Origin of the sequence: Sphingobium sp. V4 (assembly GCF_029590555.1) — a bacterium.
Classification (GTDB): Bacteria; Pseudomonadota; Alphaproteobacteria; order Sphingomonadales; family Sphingomonadaceae; genus Sphingobium.
The window spans coordinates 3093508-3114317 of record NZ_CP081001.1 but is presented as its reverse complement, the minus strand read 5'-3'; the positions used below and the strand labels follow the sequence as shown (position 1 = coordinate 3114317).

Annotated in this window: 18 protein-coding genes; 10 read left to right on the top strand and 8 right to left on the bottom strand. The window is 66.7% G+C overall.

Annotated elements, in window-relative coordinates; all coding sequences use genetic code 11:
- Positions 1-4: 4 nt before the first annotated feature.
- Positions 5-2470 (top strand): circularly permuted type 2 ATP-grasp protein, encoded by a 2466-nt coding sequence (locus K3M67_RS15415; protein WP_285831913.1) that lies wholly within the window; start codon positions 5-7, stop codon positions 2468-2470.
- Positions 2467-3357, top strand: coding sequence for a transglutaminase family protein (locus K3M67_RS15410; protein ID WP_285831912.1), 891 nt, complete (start codon positions 2467-2469; stop codon positions 3355-3357). Before K3M67_RS15415 ends, K3M67_RS15410 begins: the two co-directional genes overlap by 4 nt.
- A gap of 581 nt (positions 3358-3938) precedes the next feature.
- Here K3M67_RS15410 and K3M67_RS15405 read toward each other — a convergent pair.
- Positions 3939-5309 (bottom strand): cytochrome P450, encoded by a 1371-nt coding sequence (locus K3M67_RS15405; RefSeq protein WP_066864850.1) that lies wholly within the window; start codon positions 5307-5309, stop codon positions 3939-3941.
- On the bottom strand, positions 5306-6439 hold the full coding sequence (locus K3M67_RS15400) for a hypothetical protein (protein ID WP_353051181.1): 1134 nt from the start codon (positions 6437-6439) through the stop codon (positions 5306-5308). Before K3M67_RS15400 ends, K3M67_RS15405 begins: the two co-directional genes overlap by 4 nt.
- A 22-nt stretch (positions 6440-6461) precedes the next feature.
- Here K3M67_RS15400 and K3M67_RS15395 point away from each other — a divergent pair, with 22 nt between their 5' ends.
- A complete protein-coding gene (locus K3M67_RS15395) occupies positions 6462-6755 on the top strand; it encodes a hypothetical protein (protein WP_066864853.1) in 294 nt (97 codons plus the stop codon).
- A gap of 5 nt (positions 6756-6760) precedes the next feature.
- Positions 6761-7597 carry a 3-deoxy-8-phosphooctulonate synthase gene (kdsA, locus tag K3M67_RS15390; protein ID WP_066864856.1) on the top strand — a complete coding sequence of 279 codons (837 nt, stop codon included), beginning with the start codon at positions 6761-6763 and terminating at the stop codon, positions 7595-7597.
- 27 nt (positions 7598-7624) lie between these two features.
- Here kdsA and K3M67_RS15385 read toward each other — a convergent pair whose 3' ends face one another.
- The 4 genes from K3M67_RS15385 to K3M67_RS15370 form a co-directional block, all read right to left on the bottom strand.
- Positions 7625-8890, bottom strand: a complete 1266-nt coding sequence (locus tag K3M67_RS15385; protein WP_285831910.1) for a glutamate-5-semialdehyde dehydrogenase — start codon at positions 8888-8890, stop codon at positions 7625-7627.
- Positions 8891-9155: 265 nt separating this feature from the next.
- Positions 9156-10256, bottom strand: a complete 1101-nt coding sequence (locus K3M67_RS15380) for a helix-turn-helix transcriptional regulator (protein ID WP_066864861.1) — start codon at positions 10254-10256, stop codon at positions 9156-9158.
- 109 nt (positions 10257-10365) lie between these two features.
- On the bottom strand, positions 10366-11013 hold the full coding sequence (locus K3M67_RS15375; protein ID WP_066864864.1) for a class I SAM-dependent methyltransferase: 648 nt from the start codon (positions 11011-11013) through the stop codon (positions 10366-10368).
- A gap of 130 nt (positions 11014-11143) precedes the next feature.
- Positions 11144-13429: a CDC48 family AAA ATPase gene (locus tag K3M67_RS15370; protein WP_285831909.1), complete on the bottom strand. Its 2286-nt coding sequence runs from the start codon at positions 13427-13429 to the stop codon at positions 11144-11146.
- Positions 13430-13765: 336 nt separating this feature from the next.
- Here K3M67_RS15370 and K3M67_RS15365 point away from each other — a divergent pair, with 336 nt between their 5' ends.
- Positions 13766-14644: a LysR substrate-binding domain-containing protein gene (locus K3M67_RS15365; RefSeq protein ID WP_066864870.1), complete on the top strand. Its 879-nt coding sequence runs from the start codon at positions 13766-13768 to the stop codon at positions 14642-14644.
- Positions 14645-14714: 70 nt separating this feature from the next.
- Positions 14715-15872 carry a GGDEF domain-containing protein gene (locus K3M67_RS15360; RefSeq protein ID WP_285831908.1) on the top strand — a complete coding sequence of 386 codons (1158 nt, stop codon included), beginning with the start codon at positions 14715-14717 and terminating at the stop codon, positions 15870-15872.
- 20 nt (positions 15873-15892) lie between these two features.
- On the opposite strand, the gene K3M67_RS15355 is transcribed toward K3M67_RS15360, so the two are convergent.
- Positions 15893-16564 carry a glutathione S-transferase family protein gene (locus K3M67_RS15355; protein WP_066864876.1) on the bottom strand — a complete coding sequence of 224 codons (672 nt, stop codon included), beginning with the start codon at positions 16562-16564 and terminating at the stop codon, positions 15893-15895.
- Positions 16565-16748: 184 nt separating this feature from the next.
- Here K3M67_RS15355 and acs point away from each other — a divergent pair, with 184 nt between their 5' ends.
- The 4 genes from acs to K3M67_RS15335 all read left to right on the top strand — a co-directional run bounded on the left by acs (position 16749) and on the right by K3M67_RS15335 (position 20304).
- Entirely contained in the window at positions 16749-18692 is a 1944-nt protein-coding gene (acs, locus tag K3M67_RS15350) for an acetate--CoA ligase (protein WP_285831907.1), read from the top strand.
- 98 nt (positions 18693-18790) lie between these two features.
- Positions 18791-19306, top strand: a complete 516-nt coding sequence (locus K3M67_RS15345) for a cytochrome b (protein ID WP_066864883.1) — start codon at positions 18791-18793, stop codon at positions 19304-19306.
- A gap of 43 nt (positions 19307-19349) precedes the next feature.
- Positions 19350-19754, top strand: coding sequence for a SufE family protein (locus tag K3M67_RS15340; protein ID WP_066864886.1), 405 nt, complete (start codon positions 19350-19352; stop codon positions 19752-19754).
- A 52-nt stretch (positions 19755-19806) separates the two neighbouring features.
- Complete coding sequence (locus K3M67_RS15335; protein WP_285831906.1) at positions 19807-20304, top strand: hypothetical protein; 498 nt, start codon at positions 19807-19809, stop codon at positions 20302-20304.
- Here K3M67_RS15335 and K3M67_RS15330 read toward each other — a convergent pair.
- On the bottom strand, positions 20273-20794 hold the full coding sequence (locus K3M67_RS15330) for a sterol desaturase family protein (protein WP_066864892.1): 522 nt from the start codon (positions 20792-20794) through the stop codon (positions 20273-20275). The two genes, K3M67_RS15335 and K3M67_RS15330, sit on opposite strands and share 32 nt — an antisense overlap.
- Between the last annotated feature and the right edge of the window lie 16 nt (positions 20795-20810).

Here is a 20810-nt window from a genome sequence, read left to right as displayed (position 1 = left end):
TCCGGTGGATACCGAAATCCGACTAGACTGGGCCGACGCCTATCTGGCCGCCGCGCCGACCGGCGACCTGTTCGCGGGCGCATCGCCGGAGATGGCGGCGCATTGGCGCGCCATGCTGGCGCGGCTTTCGACCCAGGCGAAGGGCGATCCCGCGACGCTGGCCGACCATGTCGCGCGGCAGGCGCTGGACCTGGGCCTCGCCTTTCGCCTGACCGGCGACGAGCAGGAACGCGACTGGCCGCTCGGCCCGGTTCCGCTGCTGATCGGCGCCAAGGAATGGGCGCATATCGAAAGCGGCCTGACCCAGCGCGCGCAGCTGCTGGAACGGGTGATCGCCGACATCTATTCCACCCAGTCGCTGGTGCGCGAGGGCAAGCTGCCGGCCAGCATCGTCACCGGCAGCCCCCATTATTGGCGGGTGATGACCGGCACGCCGCCGCCGCGCGGCCATCATCTCCATTTCTACGCCGCCGACATCGGGCGCGGTCCCAATGGCGAATGGCGGGTGCTGGCCGACCGGGTACGCACGCCCGTCGGCGTCGGCTATGCGCTGGAAAACCGGCTGGCGCTCTCGCGCGCCACCGGCGACCTGCTCGGTGCGATGAACACGCGGCGGCTGGCCCCCTTCTTTTCCGAACTGCGGCGGGGGCTGGCGGCCGACTGCGCGCGGTCCGACCCGCGCATCGGGCTGCTGACGCCGGGACGCTTCAACCAGAGCTATGCCGAACAGGCGCATCTGGCCCGCTATCTGGGCCTGATGCTGGTCGAGGGCGACGACCTGATCGTGTCGGACGGGCGGCTGTTCGTGCGGACGATCCAGGGTCTGAAGCGGGTCGATGGCCTGTGGCGCTGGATGGACAGCCGCTTCCTCGATCCGCTGGCGTTCGACAACAAGTCGCGGATCGGCGTGGCCGACCTGTATGACGCCTGCGCGCGCGGCGGGCTGATGGTCAGCAACTGGCCGGGCGCGGGGGTGATCGAATCGCGCGCCTTCGCCGCTTTCCTGCCGCAGCTGGCGAAGGCCGTGCTGGGGGCGGAGCTGATCCTGCCCAATATCGCCACCTGGTGGTGCGGCCAGAAGCGCGAGCGCGACCATGTGCGCGCACGGCTCGACACGCTGGTGGTCGGGTCCGCCTTCGACCAGGATGTCGCCGGACTGCCGGGCAAGCATTTCATTCCCGGCGCGTCGCTGGACGCGGCGCAGCGCGCGGCGCTGCTGGAGGCGATGGCGCGGCGGCCGATGGACTATGTCGGGCAGGAGCTGGTGAAATTGTCCACCACGCCGGCGGTGATCGACGGGCGGCTGGCGCCCCTGCCCTTCACGCTGCGCATCTTCGTGGCGCGCGACGGCGCGGGCCAGTGGCGGGTGATGCCCGGCGCCTTCGCGCGGCTGGCGGGCCATGGCGACATTCGCGCCGCTCTGATGGGCCAGGGCGACATGTCGGCGGACATGTGCGTGATCGACAGCAAGCCGGCCCCGCCCGACAGCCTGCTGGGCGGCGGCACACCCGCGATCCGGCGGATCGGCGGCATGTTGCCAGCGAAGGCGGCGGACAATCTCTTCTGGCTGGGCCGCTATATCGAGCGGGCGGAAATGACGCTGCGCCTGATCCGCGCCATCGCCGGCGGGTCGATCGAGGCGGACCTGGGCCCCTCGCTGGCGAGCCCCACCATGGCCCGGCTGGTGGCGCAGCTGGCGCTGTGGGGCGCGGTGCCGGGCAATGCCGGATCGGTCGGCACGGCGGTCGGCCCGCTGTGCGCCACGGCGCTGGGCGACGCGCGGCAACCGGGAAGCGTGCGTGCGCTGATGGGCGTGGTCGCCAATATCGGCGAGGGACTGCGCGACCGGCTGGCGAGCGATTTCTGGCGGCTGGTGCGCCTACCCCTCCCCGCCTTCGACGGGGCGGTCACGGAGACGTTGCTCGATGCATCGTCGCGGATGATCGAGCGGATTTCGGCGCTGGCGGGGCTGGCGGCGGAGAATATGGGGCGCACCGACGGCTGGCGCTTCCACGACATGGGCCGGCGGATGGAGCGGGCGATCAATGGCTGTCGCCTGATCGGCCTGTTCGGCAACGACCAGGCGTCGGACGACGACCTGACCGTCCTGCTCGACCTGATGGACAGCCAGATCAGCTATCGCACCCGCTATCTGACCGGGCCGGCGCTGGCGCCGGTGCGCGACCTGCTGGCGCTTGAGCCGGTCAACCCCCGCGCCATCGCCTGGCAGGCGCTGCGGCTGGCCGAGCATGTCGCCGCCCTGCCGACGCTGCGCGCCGACGGGATGCCGGAGGAGCCGCGACGGCTGGCCGATGCGCTGGTGGCGCGGCTGGCGCCGCTGACCGGCGACATGCTGACGCAAGCCGACATCGCCGACGCCGAAAGCCGGCTGCTGGGCCTGTCCGATGCGATCGGCCAGCGCTATTTCCTTCAGGTTCGCAAGACCGAGAGCGCGGACATTCTCGCATGATCTACCATGTCCGGCACCGGACCATGATCCATTATGCCGCCCCGGTGCGGCTGGCCCGTTTCAACCTGCGGCTGAAGCCCGCGCCCTGGCCGGGGCAATGGACGTCGGACTATGCGCTGGAGGTCGATCCCGCGCCGACCATGGTCGAATCGCGGCCCGGCGGCTGGCCCGTGCATGTCGCGCGACTGGTGATCGAAAGCCCGATCCGCCAGCTGGCGATCGAAAGCCGCTTCCGCGCCGGGGTGCAGGGCGGCGCGATCGAGCCGCAGGCGGATGATCCGACGATCGGCGCGGTGGCGCAGGCGGCGCTGGCGGACCGCGACATGGGGCCGGCCGCGCCGGCCCATTATCTCTACGCTTCGGCGCGCACCCCGCTGCTGACGCAGGTCGGGGCATGGTCCGGCGCGGAGCTGGCGCCCGACCGGCCGGTAATCGCCGCCGGGCTGGACCTGGCGCGGCGCATCCGGGCGGAGTTCGCCTATCAGCCCGGCGTCACCGACGCGGGCACCCCGGTCGCCGACGCCTTCGCCGCGCGCCATGGCGTGTGCCAGGATTTCGCCCATATGATGGTGGTCGCGCTCCGGCTGGCGGGGCTGCCCGCCGCCTATGTCAGCGGCTATCTGCGCACCCTGCCGCCGCCGGGGATGCCAAGGCTGGTGGGGGCGGACGCCATGCATGCCTGGGTGATGCTGTGGTGCGGGCCGACGCGCGGGTGGATCGGCTTCGATCCGACCAATGGCTGCATCACCGGCGACGGGCATCTGTTCGTGGCGATGGGGCGGGATTATGCCGATGTAGCGCCCATGGATGGCCTGTTCGTCGGCGGCGCGGGGCAGAGCCTGTCGGTGATGGTCGATGTCGCGCCGGAAGAGGAGAATGTCGCCTGATCGCCGCGGTCATCCCAGCACAGGCCGGGATCCATCTCCCCAACGCCGCGCTGGACGCAAGGTCAGGAGATGGGTTCCCGCCTGCGCGGGAATGACAAAATAGGGTGGTTAGGCGACCGACCGCTTTCGGCGATTATCAGGGATTAGCGGACTTCGGTTCCGCGAGGCGCAATTTTGTTGCGCGGATCATAGGCTTACCTGTCGCTCCGTTGGGAATAACATCTCCCGATAGGAAAACTCTTTGGCTCACAAAACCGAGATTATCCGCAGGCGCTGCATGCACAATGCGGTCGTAGGCTTGATCTACCGCGTCGTTAGCCGCCGCAAAGCCCACGCCGGGGCAGCTATGACCCGACACAGATGCTCCACACTCGATACATTCACTGCCAGAATAGGCGGAAAGAATGGCCGTGCCTTCAACCTTGTCACCGACAGAAACGGACCAGCATTGCTCGGCAGCTATATCGACCGGCTTAGGGGCACAGGATGCCAGCACAACAGCGCTTATCAAAATGGAGGGCGATGACCGCATTCGGACATCGTCACAGAACGCCTTATTGTCTGCAAGTGGTCGCTTCCCGTCAGTCCACCCGCTCGAACAGCAGCGGCATCCCGGTCCTTGGGCGGATGGTGAGGCGGCTGATGGGTTCGGGCTTGAAGCCCGTGGGAACGGTGAGGCGGTAGCGGCGGACGACCGAGGCGATGACGGTCATCACCTCCTGCTGCGCGAAGCCCGCGCCGACGCAGACGCGCGGGCCGCGGCCGAAGGGGAACCAGGCCTGCTTCGCCATGTCGGCATTGGCGGGATCGTCGAACCGGTCGGGATCGAAGCTGTGGGGACAGGCCCAGTTGTCCTTGTTGCGCTGGGTCAGCCAGGGGGCGACCACCAGCATCGCGCCGGTCTCCAGCTGCTTGTCGCGCATCGGCATGGGGCAGGTGACTTCGCGCGGGAAGAAGGAGACGGGCGGATAAAGGCGCAGCGTTTCCTTGAAGATGTTGCGGACCTGGCCCATGTCCTTGAGCATCGCACCGGTCAGCGGGGCGTCACCCGCCACCCCCGCCACCTCGGCGCGGACGCGGTCCTGGATATGGGCGCATTCGGCCAGCATGTAGAGCGCCCAGGTCATGGTACTGGCCGATGTCTCATGGCCGGCAAGGAAGATGGTCGACACCTGCTCCATCACCTGTTCGCAGGTGAAATGGACGCCGGTTTCGGGATGCTTTACCTCGATCAGTGACTGGAGGATGTCGCGCTGCTGCGTTTCCCCGCGCGCGTGGAAGGCTTCGTAGCGGGCTTCGACGATCGGACGGAACACGTCATGGATGGCGCGGGCGGGCTTTTTCGACCGTCGCTCGAACCAGCCCGCGGGGATGCCGTAGAGACGCAGCATCGAGGCGCTGTGGGCGAGCCGCTGGAACTGGCCGAAGGCGGTGTGGATGATGTTGGAACGATCGGCATCCAGCGTCTGCGAAAAGAGCGTGCGGAAGATGATGTCGGCGGCGACATGGGTCATCATCGGGTCGATGTCGACCGGCGCGTTGCGGTCCGCCGCGTCGATCCGGGCGAGCAGATCGTCGGCCGCCGCGACCATCAGCGGCATCGACCGGCCGAGCGCGGTATGGGCGAAGGCCGGGTTGACCATCGCGCGCTGGCTTTCCCAATCCGCGCCATTGGCGGAAAAGACCGAATTGCCGATCAGCGGGTCGAGATTGCGGACCAGTTCGCTATGCTTGGGGAAAGCGGTGCCGCCGCGCAGTATCTGGTCCACGAGGGTCAGTTCGTTGGCGATATACATGGTCCGGCTGGGCAGGCGGATCTCCCCCATCTTCATCGTATAGCTCTTGTCGAAGAGCACATGAATCCAGCTGTGCCAGCCGCGCAGGAAGCGCTTGACGAGGCCGCGCTTGCTGCGCGGCGGCCGGGGATAGGGCGGCGTGAAGAGATTGGTCACGGGATCATCCTGAAGGCGGCGACGGCGTCGTCGACGGTGCGGCGGCCTGCGGTCAGGCTGATGAAGTCGAGCGGGGAGAGGCTGTCGCCCACGCGCAGATAGTCGAAATGCGCCTCATATTTATTGGACCAGCCGCCATGATAATTTTCCGGCCTGTAGAAGAGATGGAAGCGCGGCGATAGCATGTCGACGCGGGCGGCATGGCGATCCGCGACAAGCCGGAACGGATTGACGTTGTAATAGGCGGCGCCGTCGGGCGGCGAGCTGATGTCGACATAGCGGAAATGCCGGTCCGCGAGCGCGCGCAGATCGTCATGATACCAGGCGGCGTCGCGACGCAGGCCGATGACCGGCACCACCTGCCCCAGGCCGAGCAGCACGACATGGTCGGGCAGGCTCCCGCCGCGCAGCGCGAGCAGGCGGCGCAGCAGGCGCATTCCCAGGATCGTGCCGGCGCTGTGGGTGACGATCTGCACCTCGTCCCAGTCGCCGTCCAGTTGCTCCGCGATGCGGGCGGCGAAGCGGTCTAGCCTGTCGTCCAGCGCCTCGCCCGGACCCTCTGCCGCCAGCGCGCCATGATAGGTCATGAACCGCAGCAGCCAGGGCACGACCAGCTTGGCGAGGATGCGACCCGACAGCAGCGCGCTGACGACGATGCCGGCCAGCGCGCCGACCCAGAAGGGCAGCAGCAACGAGAGGAGGAGCGCCGGAACCAGCGCCAGCAGCAGCGGGATCAGCACCGCCAGGATCGGCGGATAGAGGATGGTGATGACCGGTCCCTTGCGCAGGCGGCGCATCCGGCGGAAATCCATGTGGCGGGCGTGCCCCGCATAGGCGCGCGCGGCGCGCCAGGCGAGGCTCAGCGGATTGCGGATCCAGACCTTGCCGATCAGATCCTCCCAGCGGAGATATTCATAGTCGGTCTCCACCCCGGCGGCCGGGTTTTCGACCCGCCAGAGGGCGGAGACGGCCGCGCCCGCCGGTCCGGCCTGCCGGCCGCTGACCATGATCGCATCCCCGGTCAGCGCGGCATGGCGCGCCGCCTGCTCGCGATAGAGCTGGTGGTAGAAGCGCACGCCGCGTGGGTCGAAACCGCCGAGATAGAAGACTTTACGCTTGAACTTTTCCAACAGCATCGCCCTAATCGCGCGCATGACCACGCCCGAACGCGATTACTGCTATTTCATCGACCACCGCAAATACAACCGCAATGTCGGTTGCCGGAAGCATGACAATATGTACGGCATCAATGGCGGCGGTAGCGAGCGCGACCGATGGCGCGCGGACATGGCCTTTTATCGCCACATGAAGGCCAATGGCGATCCGATGGCCCTGCCCTCGCTGCTCGCCTGCCTGGCGTTCGGCTGGTTCTGCTGGAATTATCACCCCGGCAAGGGGCTGTGGCGCGGACAATTGTTGCGCCGCTTCGCCAAAGCGCCCAAGTGAGCGGCATGAGCGATCCCGTCCCGCAAAAATATGTGACCGTCGGCCCGATCCGCATCGGCAACGACCTGCCCTTCGTCCTGATTTCCGGCCCCTGCCAGATCGAGAGCCGCGACCATGCGCTGTTCATGGCGGACGCGCTGGCGACGGCGGCAGGCAAGGCGGGCGTGCCCTTCATCTTCAAGAGCAGCTTCGACAAGGCGAACCGCACGTCGGTGTCGGGCCGGCGCGGCGTGGGGATCGACGCGGGGCTGGCGATCCTTGCCGACGTGAAGGCGGCGCTGGGCTGTCCGGTGCTGACCGACATTCACGGGCCGGAGCAGGTGGAGGCGGCGGCTCAGGCGGTGGACATTCTCCAGATCCCCGCCTTCCTCTGCCGCCAGACCGACCTGCTGATCGCGGCCGGACGGACCGGCGCGGTCATCAACGTCAAGAAGGGGCAGTTCCTGGCCCCCTGGGACATGGCGGCGGTGGCGCAGAAGGTCGCCTCCACCGGCAATGAGCGCATCCTGTTGACCGAGCGGGGCGCGAGTTTCGGCTACAATACATTGGTCAGCGACATGCGGGCGCTGCCGACCATGGCGCAGACCGGCTACCCCGTCGTCTTCGACGCCACCCATTCGGTGCAGCAGCCCGGCGGCCTCGGCTCGGCTTCGGGCGGGCAGCGCGAGTTCGCGCCGCTGCTGGCGCGCAGCGCGGTGGCGGCGGGGGTCGCGGCGATCTTCGCCGAGGCGCATGACGACCCGGACAATGCGCCGTCGGACGGGCCGGTGATGCTGCCGCTGGCGTGGGTCGGGCCGATGCTGGCGACGCTGAAGGCGATCGACGGGGTGGTGAAGGGGTAAGCCCCCTCACCGCAATCTCCGAGCGCTTTACGGCCGCGTCTGCCCCGTGCCGCGGACGATCCACTTGTAGGTGGTGAGCCCTTCGAGCGCTACCGGGCCGCGCGCGTGGAGGCGGCCGGTGGAGATGCCGATTTCCGCGCCCAGCCCGAACTCGCCGCCGTCGGCGAACTGGGTGGAGGCGTTCCACATCACGATCGCGCTGTCGACGGCGCCCAGGAAATGGTCCGCGACCGCCGGATCCTCGGTGATGATCGCGTCGGTATGATGGCTGGCATGGGCGGCGATATGGGCGATCGCCTCCTCCACGCCATCGACGAGACGGATCGACACGATGGCGTCGAGATATTCCGTGTCCCAATCCTCGTCGGAAGCCGGCTTCACGCGAGCGTCCATCGCCTGCACGGCTTCGTCGCCGCGCACTTCGCACCTGGCGTCGAGCAGAGCCTGCACCAGCGCGGGGGCCGAACCATAAGCGCGGTCGATCAGGACCGTCTCGGTCGATCCGCAGATGCCGGTGCGACGCATCTTGGCATTGACCACCAGCTTTTCCGCCATGGCGGGGTCGGCCGCGCCATCGACATAGCTGTGGTTGATGCCGTCGAGATGGGCCAGCACGGGCACGCGCGCCTCTTCCTGCACGCGCGCGACCAGGCTCTTGCCGCCGCGCGGCACGATCAGGTCGACGAACTCCGACGCCTTGAGCAGCGCGCCCACCGCCGCGCGATCGGTCGTCGGGACCAACTGGACGACGTCGGCGGGCAGGCCGGCGGCGACGATGCCCTCGATCATGGCGGCGTGGATGGCACGGTTGCTTTCCTTCGCCTCGCTGCCGCCGCGCAGGATGACGGCATTGCCCGCGCGCAGGCAGAGGGCAGCGGCGTCGGCGGTCACATTGGGACGGCTTTCATAGATGATGCCGATCACGCCGAGCGGCACCCGCACGCGCGACAGCTCCAGCCCGTTGGGGCGGACCTGCGTGTCGATCACGCTGCCGAGCGGATTGGCGAGGCTGGCGACCTGCTCCACGCCGGCCGCAGCCCCGGCGATCCGGTCCTCGTCCAGCTTCAACCGGTCGAGCATGGCGGGCGACAGGCCGTTGGCCGCGGCATTTTCCATGTCGCGGGCATTGGCGGCGATGATCGCCGGCGCCTGATCCCGAAGCGCCTGGGCGGCGAGGCGGAGCGCATCGGCCTTTTGCGCGTCGCTGGCCCGCGCGATCACGGCGGCGGCGCCGCGCGCACGCGCGCCTAGCATCGCGATCAGCATCTCGGGAGTCTGGGTCAGGTCGTTCATCAAGGGTCTCGCCATCCAATCGGGCGGCGGCTTAGCATGAAAGCGGGGGAAGCCAAAGGGGCGTGATGGGCGCGGGCCGGCGCAACCAGGGTTGCCAGCGACCGGATCACGGGTCGCATATGATCCGGCCGCCAGCGGGCAGGCGAAGCTGCCATGGACCAGTGCTAGCGGGCCGAGCGGCGGCGCGCATACCCCGGCAGGGGTAAGGTTAAAAAATCCTGGCCGTTTTTCCTTGATGTCGATCAAGGTCGAGCGACAAATGCGCCTAATGAATGATCAGGCCGACCAGCCGTACCAGCTGGGCTTCGCGGCTGCACCCGGTCTTGTCGTAGATGCTGCGCAACTGGACCTTGAGCGTTTCGGTCGAGACGCTGCGCGCGACCGCAATTTCCCGCCGGTTCTGGCCCGCCGCGAGCCGGATCGCGATGTCCGCCTCCGCCCGCGTCAGGCGGAAGGTCCGCATCAGCAGTTGCACATGCCGGTCGGTCGCCGCGCTCACCCGCGCCAGCGCGATCGCTCGCGGCGCGAAGGGCAGCGACCAGGGGCGCGCGGGCAGTGGATAGAATTCGAGGAGAATGGCCACCCCGCCGCTGTCATCGGCAAGCGGCACCGGATCGGCCGGCTGGTCGGAAGGCTCGATCACCCGGCGCATCGACCGCAGGATGGCGCGGCTTTCGTCGGCCCGGTCGCTCGCCAGCCAGCCGTCGGTGACGCGCAGCCGGCTGCCAGCCAGCAGCGTTTCGGCGCGCGGCGTCATGCCGCCGACCCGACCGGTGCCGTCGAGCAGCCAGCAGGCCCGATCCAGCGCCTCGAACGTCCCGGCCAGCAGGGCGAAACCCTGTTGCTCGATCGCCTGCTGGAGCCGGACGGCGGTGCGGGCATGGCCGGCGATAGCGGCGAAGAGATCGCGCTGCTCCGGGCTGGTGCGGCCGTCCTTGCTGTCGCGCAGCAGGGCCAGACCGATCATCGACGACGCGTCGGCCAGCAGCCGTGTCTGGCATCCGTCGAAAATGTCGAAGTCCGAACAAAGGTCGAGATAGTCGTCCGCGCGCAGGGCCTGGCGGGCGACGTCATAATGCGCCTCATGCACGATGTCCGGCCGGTCCGGCAGGCGATCAGCCGCGACGCGGAAATTGAGGTCGGGCGCGCCCTGGTCGATGGCCGCCGTCCTGGCGAACACGCTCTGGTCGATGTCGCTGATCCAGTTGAAGTCGGCCGCGCCCGGCCCGAAGCCGATAAGCTGGCCATGGCGCGATCCCGTAGCCTGCGCCATTTGCTGTATCGCATCCGCCCAAAGATGCGGTTCGAGCGCGGCGGACAGGAAAATGTCCGCCCACCCCTCATTCTTCATGGCGGATGATGCCATCGCCTGTCCCCAATGCCCCGCCTGTGCGTCGCGCAAGCGGGGGCCGGAGTCAATTGATGTGCGGGATCAGATGGTTAAATTGATCGAAAGGCTGATCTGGATCAGCAAATCACGCCGCCTGGGCGAGAATTTCCTCCTTCACCGCGCGAATCATCCGGCACGGCGGAATGTTGCGCCACTCCAGCCGGTCGCTGACCGCGCCGAACAGCGGGTCGAGCAGGCGCCGGACATAGCGCGAATATTGATAGATCAGGAACTCGCCGCCCGGCCGCAGCGCCGCGCGGGTTTCGGCGCAGATCGCCGCGCCCACGCCATCGGGCAGCGTGGAAAAGGGGATGCCCGACAACACATAGTCCGCCTGATGATGCCCCGCCTCGCGGATGAAGCGGCGCACGTCGGCGGCCGACCCATGGACCACGCGCAGGCGCGGATCGTCGATCTGGGCCTCCAGGAAGGCGACGAAATCCAGGTTGAGATCGATCGCCAGCAGGATTGCGTCCGGATGCATCCGGTCGAGGATCGGACGGGTGAAGGTACCCACGCCCGGTCCATATTCGACGAACAGCCGGGTCCGCTTCCAGTCGACCTGGTCAAGCATCGTGTCGACCAGCGTCTGCGAGGAGGGAATGACCGAGCCGATCATGCCCGGATGCTTCACGAACTGGCGGAAGAACATGCCCCACTGGCTGAGGAAGGAAGCGGCCCTGCCGCGCGTCGCAACCGATTTCTTCTTATCTTTGAAGGGAATGGAGGCCATCAATATCCGCCTGTGTGACTGTCGGTTTTGGCGTCGCAAAATTGGTGGCCGCTGGCAAGCGGCTTTGCGTGCCATGAGGCGGGAACGCGCGGACGGCGGATGGGTTCAATCCGCCGTCCGGGCAACCAGGTCACTCCCGCTTTCGCAGCATCCCCGGCGAGACGAAACCGATCGGATCGACCTGCATCGCATTCTGCTTCAGCGTCGCCTGGATCTGCTCATATTCCCGCTCCATTTCCGGCGTGACGGACGCCCGGGTTTCCTCCAGCGCCGCTTCGAAATGAGCCATGGTGACCGCTTCCACCGACAGTGACTGGCGCAGCGCGATGAGGCCGGCGCGACGCGAGAGGTCTTCGAGATCGGCGCCGGTGAAGCGTTCGGTCCGCTTCGCCAGCACGTCCAGGTCGACATCGCCGGCGAGCGGCATCTTCTTGGTGTGGATGGAGAGGATATGCCGGCGCCCGGCCTCGTCGGGGACTGGCACATAGATCAGCTCGTCGAAGCGGCCGGGGCGCAGCAGCGCCGGATCGACCAGCGTGGGCCGGTTGGTCGCGCCGATGACGACCACAGACTGCAATTCCTCCAGCCCGTCCATCTCGGCGAGGATGGTATTGACCACCCGCTCCGTCACCGCCGGCTCGCCCAGGCCGCCGCCGCGCGCGGGCACCAGGCTGTCCAGTTCGTCGATGAAGATGACCGTGGGCGCCACCTGCCGCGCGCGGGCGAACAGGCGGGCGATCTGCTGCTCGCTCTCGCCATACCATTTGGAAAGGAGATCGCTCGACTTGGTGGCGATGAAATTGGCCTGCGCCTCCCGCGCCACCGCCTTGGCCAGCAGGGTCTTGCCGGTGCCGGGCGGACCATAGAGCAGGAAGCCCTTGGCCGGGCGGATGCCGATGCGGCGGAAGGCGTCCGGATCCTTGAGCGGCAGTTCCACCCCTTCCTTGAGGCGCATCTGCGCATCGTCGAGGCCGCCAATGTCGGCCCAGCCGATATTGGGCGCCTGCACCATCACCTCGCGCATGGCCGACGGCTGGACGCGCTTGATCGCGGCCATGAAATCCTCCCGCGTGACGGAGAGTTCCTCCAGCACGTCGGGCGGGATCGTGCCCTCTTCCAGATTGAGGCGCGGCATGAAGCGGCGCACCGCCTCGATCGCCGCCTCGCGGGTGAGGGCGGCGAGGTCGGCGCCGACGAAGCCATAGGTCATGCGGGCCAGCTCGCCCAGGTCGACACGGTCGCCCAGCGGCATACCGCGCGTGTGGATGCCCAGAATCTCGCGCCGGCCGCGATCGTCGGGAACCCCCACCACGATCTCGCGGTCGAAACGACCGGGACGGCGCAGCGCCTCGTCGATCGCCTCCGGCCGGTTGGTCGCCGCGATGACGACGAGGTTGGTGCGCGGCTCCAGCCCGTCCATCAGGGTCAGCAACTGGGCGACGAGGCGCTTTTCGGTCTCGCCGGTCACATTGCCGCGCTTCGGCGCGATCGAATCGATTTCGTCGATGAACAGGATCGACGGCGCGGCCTTGGCCGCTTCCTCGAAAATCTCGCGCAGCTTCTTTTCCGACTCGCCATAGGCCGAGCCCATGATCTCCGGCCCGTTGATGAGGAAGAATTCGGCTTCGGATTCATTGGCGACGGCGCGGGCAAGGCGTGTCTTGCCGGTGCCCGGCGGGCCGTGGAGCAGCACGCCCTTGGGCGGATCGACCCCCAGCCGCTCGAACAGTTCGGGATAGCGCAGCGGCAGTTCGACCATCTCGCGCAGCTGGTCGATCGTGTCGGCCATGCCCCCGACATCGTCATAGGTGACATCGGCGCGGCGGGATTCGCGCGGCTCCTCATATTCGGCGCGCAGTTCCACCTCCGTCTCCGTGTCGATATGGACCACCCCCTTGGGCGTGGTCGACACGACGATCAGGCGGATTTCCTGCAAGGCATAGGCAGGTGCCGCGAGCATCTGGCGCAACTGGGGCGGCATGTCGCCCGGCGGCACCTGCTGCTGCCCGGCGGTCGCGACGACATCGCCGGCGGCCAGAGGGCGCTGGAAGAAAACGCGCTTCAGAGCGTCCGGATTGCCCTGGAGCCGGAGGTTGTTTTGTGCAGGTGCGAAGACCACCCGCTGGGCCGGACGGGACTCGGTTTTCTCGATATGAACGAAATCCCCCGACCCCACGCCGGCATTGGCGCGTTGCAGGCCGTCGAGCCGAAGCACGTCCAGCCCCTCATCTTCCTTGTAGGGACGCACGACCCGCGCGGGTGTGGTCCGCTTGCCGGCGATCTCGATGACATCGCCTTCACTGAGGTGCAGTTCGGCCATCACCGCGAGCGGCAATCGCGCCAGACCGCGCCCTGCGTCCTCCGGCCGCGCATTGGCGACCTGTATCCTGCGTCCTGTTGTTTCCTGATCGGCCACGAGCCATCCCCGTCTTTGTCCTTCCGTAACGAGATAGGAAACGCCGAGGCCAACGGAAAGACCCCGGTGCCGGGGGAACAAGGAACAAAAAAAGGGCCGACCCGAAGGCCAGCCCGAAAAGTTTTAGGAGAGGATGCCTGAAAGGCCCCTTTTATGTGCGCTGCGGTGTAATTTTTTGCAAGTGCGAAATAATCCCCCAAGTTGCAAAAAATGCATCTTGCCATTTCCCGCTTTTTCCTGCTCATTGCGCAGAGGATGCTTGGAACCGGAACGCGCGCCGTTCGATAAAGAGAATTGACGCGGCGCAGCGGATCGGCTTCGGAATTTTGACGGATTATGCGCAGATTGCCGCCCCTAACGGCCCTGGAGGCCTTTGTTCAGGTTGCCCGCCTTGGCTCGGTGAAGGCGGCGGCGGAAGAACTTGCGCTCTCAACGCCCGCGCTCAGCCGCCGCGTCCAGGCGCTGGAACGGTTCATCGGCCGGCCGCTGTTCGACCGCAAGCATCAGGCGCTGGAAATCAACGCCGACGGGCAACGGCTGCTGGACGACATCGCGCCCGCGCTCGATTCGCTGTCGCAGGCGCTGGAGAATATCCAGAGTGGCGGCAACCAGTTGCGCCTGCGGCTGGCGGTGATGCCGCTGTTCGCGACGCAGCGGCTCTTTCCCCATCTGGGGCAGCTGCGCCAACAGCATCCGCAGCTCCATATCGACATCGAAACGACGCCCCATGCGGTGGCGCGGCTGGGCGAAGGGCTGGACGCGGCGATCGTGCTGTCGAAGGATATCGACCCGGCGCTCTACGCCCATGAGCTGGACCATGAGGAAGTCTATCTGATCGGGCGGCGTCAGCTGCTCGAAGGCCCTCAAGCGCTCAAGTCGCCCGAGGAGCTGGCGCAGCAGACCATATTGCTTCACCGCGACATGGCGCTGTCGTTCGATGCGTGGAAGGAGGCGGCCGGCCTGCCCGACCTGCAACCGCTGGCGGTCGATAATTATGATTCGGGCCAGCTGATGCTGGAGGCCGCGGCGCAGGGGCTGGGCGTAGCGGTGATGCACGCCAGCCATTTCGAGCAATCGGGCGATCCCCGGCTGGTGCGGCTGTTCCCGATCCATGTCGAGAGCCCCTATCGCTACTTTTTCGTCTGCCGCCCCCGCGCGCTCCAGACCCGATCGGTACGCATCTTCCGCGACTGGCTGGTGGCGGCGGACATATGAGTTTCGTTGCGCCCGCGATTCTTTGTGGGCGCGCCCTTAACCTTGTTACGCAGCCGTCGTTCTAGCGGACATGACTGGGGCAATATCTTCATCCGCGAGCCCGCAACATGGGCTGACCGATCGGCTGGCGCGCTGGGCCAGGGGCTTTTCCGGCAAGTCCGACGAGCCGGAGGCCGAGATGGAACAGCGCCCCCGCACCGGCGGGGCGGCCAACCGGGAGGTCAACCGGCGCCGCCAGCTCTATGCCGACATCGGCGATTTCCTGTTCGCCCACGACCTGGACCTGACGCCGATCAACTTCAGCGTCGCGCTGGATTATCTGACGGGCGCGAACATCGGCGTCGAAAAGGCGATCCGCGCCGTGATGATGGAACGGGGCAAGATCACCAACGGCTGGATCGAATCGCTTGCCGCCGAACAGCGCGCCGACGAGGTCACACCCGAATCGCTGGCGACGATGCTCGACAAGGTCGAGGAGAATCTGAGCCAGTTCACCGGCCTGATGCATGAATCGCGCAATTCCGCCAAGGACTATGGCGCCGCGTTGCAGGAACAGGCCAAGGATCTGGTCGCCGGCCGCGACAATGAGCCTGTGCTGGCCCGCCTGGTGGGCCTCACCCGGTCGATGGTCGAAAAGACGCGGCAGGTCGAAAGCCAGCTGCGCGAGAATCAAAAACAGACCCAGGCGCTGAAATCCAGCCTGGAAAGCGCCCGCCGCGCGGCCGAGCATGACCATCTGACCGGCCTGCCCAACCGCCGCGCATTCGAGGCGGTTCTGCGCGAGGAGCTGGTCCAGGCGCAGGCCGGGCAGGAAGCGCTGTCGGTCGCCTTCTGCGACATCGATCATTTCAAGAATATCAACGACACGCACGGCCATGACACGGGCGACCGAGTGCTCAAGTTCGTCGCCGGGCTGCTGGCCAAGATATCCAACGACCGCTGCCATGTCGCCCGTCACGGCGGCGAGGAGTTCGTCATGCTGTTCCGCGGCAAGACCGCTGCCGAAACCTGCGAGGCGGTCGATGGGGTGCGCGAGGATCTGGCCAATCGCAGCCTGGTCAACCGCACCAATGGCGAGCGGATGGAACGGGTCAGCTTTTCCGCCGGGGTGGCCAATGTGCTGGCCTATGAAGACCCGCGCGCCGCGCTCAAGGCCGCCGACCGGGCGCTCTACCTGGCCAAGGAACATGGCCGCAACCGGGTCTATCTGGCGGCGGAAACCGACTGAGCCTTCGGGCCGTCTTTGCGTTAGAAATCCGGCTTTTCATAATGGGGCGGCGGGGTGATGACCTCCATCCGCTCCGACAGCAGGGGGCGGAAGGACGGGCGCGACTTGAAACCCGCATACCAACGCCGGACCGGCTCATGCCCCGCCCAGTCGATGCCGCCCAGATAGTCGGCGACCGACAGATGCGCCGCCGCCGCGATGTCGGCAAGGCTGAGCGTTCCGCCCGCCATCCAGCTGCGATGGTCGAGCAGATAATCCATGTAGTCCATATGGACGTTGGCGCGCTTCATCGCCTCGCGCAGGACGCGGGCGTCAGGTGAGGCGCGCTCCACCAGCCGCTTCTTCATCCGTTCGTGCAGCAGCGGGCCGACGACATCGCCGTAGAAATTCTGGTCGAAGAAGGCGGTCAGCCGCCGCACTTCCGCCCGGCCCGCGGCCGTGCCGGAGATGAGCGGGAATTTCTCCACCGTTTCCTCGAAATATTCGCACATCGCCTGGCTGTCGATCAGGGTGATGCCGCGTTCCTGATCGACCATGACCGGCGTGGTGCCGGCCGGGTTCAGATCGAGAAATTCGTCGCGCATCGCCCATGGAGATTCGCGCACCAGATCATAGCCGACCCCCTTCTCGCCGAGGAGAAGCCGGACCTTGCGGGAAAAGGGACAGAGCGGGAATTGATAGAGAAGCCACATAGACGATTCCTGTTAGGCGCGACCCGCCTTTCGGGGAAGCGGCAAATTGCGGAAATGAAAGAGGCCGGCTTCGGCGATATTCTCCCAAAGAACGACATCAAACGGCATGGACCTCGCGCCCGATCGCGCTAAGTTGAGAAGTGAAGAAGCTGCGAAAACAGTTTCGCCATGGAAAGGATGCCTGATGTCTGACGATTTCTTCCCGGTGCCGGACAGCTGGGCCACTGGCTCGCTGATGGATCGTGCGGCGCGGGAAGCCGATTATGCCCGTTCGATTGACGACGCCCATGCCTATTGGCTGGAACGCGCACAGCGTCTGGACTGGGTGAGGCCGCCGACGAAGACCAATGAGAGCAGCTTCGCCGAGGCGGACTTCGGCGTGAAATGGTTTGCCGACGGCGTGCTCAACGTCAGCGCCAACTGCATCGACCGGCATCTGGCCGAACGGGGCGACCAGACCGCGATCATCTGGGAACCCGATTCGCCCGAGGCCGAGCCGCGCCGTTATACTTATGCCCAGGTCCATGCCGAGGTCTGCCGCTTTGCCAATGTGCTGAAGGGTGCGGGCGCGAAAAAGGGCGACCGGATCACCATCTACCTGCCGATGATCCCGGAGGCCGCCTTCGCCCTACTCGCCTGCGCGCGCATCGGGGCGATCCACAGCGTCGTGTTCGGTGGCTTTTCGCCCGAAGCGCTGGCGGGCCGCATCCAGGATTGCGATTCGAGCCTGGTCGTCACCGCCGACGAGGGGCGACGCGGCGGCAAGGCGGTGCCGCTCAAGACCAATGTCGACGCGGCGCTGCGCGAATGCCCGAGCGTGAAGAAGGTCATCGTGGTCAAGGCCACCGGCGGCGCGGTGACGATGAAGGATGGCCGCGACCTGTGGCTGCACGAGGAAGCAGCCGGGGTCGACGCCGATTGCCCGCCCGAGCCGATGAACGCGGAAGACCCGCTGTTCATCCTCTACACCTCCGGCTCCACCGGAAAGCCCAAGGGCGTGCTGCACACCACCGGCGGCTATCTGCTCTGGGCTGCCCTCACGCATGAACTGTGCTTCGACTATCGGCCCGGCGACATCTACTGGTGCGCGGCGGACATCGGCTGGGTCACGGGCCACAGCTATATCGTCTATGGCCCGCTGGCGAATGGGGCGACGACGCTGATGTATGAAGGCGTGCCCAATTACCCGACGCCGGCCCGCATCTGGGAAGTGGTCGACCGGCACCAGGTGCAGACCATCTTCACCGCTCCCACGGCGCTGCGCGCGCTGATGAAGGAAGGCGACGAATTCGTCCATTCGACCAGCCGCAAGTCGCTGCGCCTGCTCGGCACGGTGGGCGAGCCGATCAACCCGGAAGCCTGGCGCTGGTATCATCATGTCGTGGGCGAGGATCGCTGCCCGATCATCGATACCTGGTGGCAGACCGAGACGGGCGCGGCGATGATCGCGCCGACACCGGGCGCGACCGACCTCAAGCCCGGCTCCGCGACCCTGCCGATGCCAGGCGTGGTGCCGCAGATCGTCGATGGCGAGGGCAAGGTGCTGGACGGCGCGACGGAAGGCAATCTGGTCATCGCGCAGAGCTGGCCGGGGCAGATGCGGACCGTCTGGGGCGATCATGAGCGATTTTTCCAGACCTATTTCACCACCTTCCCCGGCAAATATACGACCGGCGACGGCGCGCGGCGCGATGCCGACGGCTATTACTGGATCACCGGGCGGGTTGACGACGTCATCAACGTGTCGGGCCACCGCATGGGCACGGCCGAGGTCGAAAGCGCGCTGGTGCTGCACGAAAGCGTTGCGGAGGCAGCGGTGGTCGGCTTCCCGCACGACATCAAGGGCCAGGGCATCTACGCCTATGTGACGCTGAACAGCGGCGAGGAAGCGAATGACGCGCTGCGCAAGACGCTGGTCCAGTGGGTCCGCAACGAGATCGGCCCGATCGCCACGCCCGACGCGATCCAGTTCGCGCCGGGCCTGCCCAAGACGCGGTCGGGCAAGATCATGCGCCGCATCCTCCGTAAGATTGCGGAAGGCGAAGTGTCGGCGCAGGCGCTAGGAGATACCAGCACGCTGGCCGACCCGTCAGTAGTGGATAATCTGGTCGCCAATCGTCAGGCTTGATCGAGCGCAAAACCGATCGGCGGTGACGGCGATCCGTTCAGATGCAGGTCATGGCCATCGGTTAGCGATGGCCATGACTTTTCCGGGAGGAGCAGCCCTTGGTCCGATACACGTCTGTCGCCCGCGCCCTGCACTGGGCCATCGCCGTCCTGATACTACTCAATCTGGGGCTGGGCTTCGCCCATGACGCGCTGCCCAAGGACTGGGCGGTCATGCCGGTCCACAAGTCGATCGGCCTGACCGTGCTGGCGCTGACGCTGGTGCGGATCGGCTGGCGCCTCACCCACCGGACGCCCCCGCTGCCGGCGGCGATGCCCGGATGGGAGAAGGGCGCGGCCCACCTGACCCATGTCGCCTTCTATGCGCTGATGCTGATCCTGCCGCTGTCGGGATGGGTCATGACGTCGGCCGGAACGCGGCCGCTCAACTGGTTCTTCCTGTTCGACGTGCCCAAATTCGCGGTGGCGAAGGGCGATGCGATCGTGGGCGTGTCGAGCGAGGCGCATGAACTGCTGCCCTGGCTGTGGGTGGTGCTGATCGCGCTGCATGTCGGCGCGGCGCTGCGCCACCATTTCGTGCTGAAGGACGATATATTGCGGCGGATGCTGGGATAGGTTTGGGCTTCCACCCCGCGCATATCCGCCTATATGAGCGGCCATGACCGACCTTGCCGATCTCCAGGACGACTATGCCTTTCTCGACGCGGACGACCGCTATCGTCTGCTGATCGACCTGGGGCGGGCGCTGGAGCCGATGCCCGACGCGCTCAAGACCGACGCGACGCTGGTGCGCGGCTGCTCGGCGGCGGTATGGGTCTATCCCACGGTGCTGGCGGATGGCAGGCTGCATTTCCTGGCGGACAGTAATGCCGCGATCACCAAGGGGATCATCGCGCTGGTGCTGCTGACGGTGCAGGATCGCGCCCCGGCGGAGATCGCCGCGACCGACATCGAAGCGGCGCTGGCGCCCTTCGACCTTCGCAACCAGCTGAGTTCCAACCGGACCCAGGGCATCCCCAACATGATCGCGCTGATCCGCGAGACCGCTGCCCGCTACAGCTGAAACCGACTTCACGGCCGGTGCGTTCTTCTCCTTCGACAAGGAGACAGAGACCATGCGTCACATCATCGCCCTGGCCATGATCGGCCTGCTGGGAGCCTGCTCGTCCGGTGAAAAGACGGAAGGGCCGACCCAGCGCGACCAGATCGGCCAGGTCTGGAAATATGAAGGCGGGCCGGGCGCCAAGGCGAAGCTGGCCTATATCGGCAGCACCAACGCCGTGCAGACCATGACCGCGTCCGACACCTTTTCCGTCCTGCTGGTCCAGCCGATGAGCAATGGCGAGAAGATCGTGACGGTGAAGCTGGTCGGGGCGCCCTTCCGCTGCGACATGTCGGATTGCGCCGTCGACGCGACGGGCGACGACGGCAAGCCGCACCGCTGGAAGGGCCGGCTGACCACAAGCGATGACGGGATCGAGATCCCGCCGTCGCAGAAAGCCTATGAGATGATCGCGGCGTCGCGGGCCGTGACGATCGACCTGGCGACCGGGCCGAAGGACGAGACGACGCCCTTCCGCTTCAATGTCGCAGGGCTGGATCTGCCGAAGTAGCCGGCGCGCGCACCCCGGCGCGATGGCGGCGGGCCAGTTCGCGCTTGAGCGCGGCGGGATGGGGCGCGACCAGGAAGCCGAAGCTGACCGTCCCCGCCTTCGTCTCCACGGCATGGTGCAGGCGGTGGGCCTGGACGATGCGCTTCATGTAGCGCGAGCGGGCGACATAGCGATGCCTGACCCGCTGGTGGACGATGATGTCGTGGAATCCCAGATAGATGGCGCCATAGGCGGCGATCCCCGCGCCGCACGCCGTCGCCCAGTCGCCCCAGCCCCACTGCACCCCGCCCAGCAGCAGCAGGATGGACGGCAGGGCGAAGATCACGAAATAGAGATCATTGGCCTCGAACCACCCGGTCCGGGGGCGATGATGGCTGGCGTGCAGGAACCAGCCTGGTCCGTGCATGACCCAGCGGTGCATGACATAGGCGAAGCCTTCCATCGCAGCGACGGTGACGACGAAGACCAGCAGGAGGGAAATGGGCGACATGGCCCCGATATAGTCA